This is a genomic window from Mesorhizobium sp. M1A.T.Ca.IN.004.03.1.1 (assembly GCF_003997555.1).
Taxonomy (GTDB): Bacteria; Pseudomonadota; Alphaproteobacteria; order Rhizobiales; family Rhizobiaceae; genus Mesorhizobium.
Genome location: NZ_RZTV01000525.1, coordinates 1 through 261 on the forward strand (window position 1 = coordinate 1; position 261 = coordinate 261).

Below are 261 nucleotides of genomic sequence, written 5' to 3' on the forward strand. Positions count from 1 at the left end.
GCCGGACAGTGCAGTCAGGATCGTGCTGTTTATCTGCGCATCGAGATCGTCCATATAGACGCCGGTGATAACGACGACCTTCCAGGGTTCGAAGGCCTGCCCATAGGCCGTCTTGCGGTAATCGCCGGCCGGCTGGCCCGGCTTGCTGGTGGAATAATATTCAACGAGACCACCGCCCTGCTGCCCCAGCTTAACCAGCTCTTCGCGATAGAGCTTGCCCTTGCTGTCCGGCTGAGCCTTCAGGTTCTGCCCGACTTTCGC

1 protein-coding gene is annotated in these 261 nt (G+C 59.8%); it reads right to left on the bottom strand.

The window, feature by feature from the left end; translation table 11 throughout:
* A partial coding sequence (locus EOD29_RS32740; RefSeq protein ID WP_206520575.1) for a cache domain-containing protein occupies nucleotides 1-261 on the bottom strand: 261 nt, incomplete at both ends.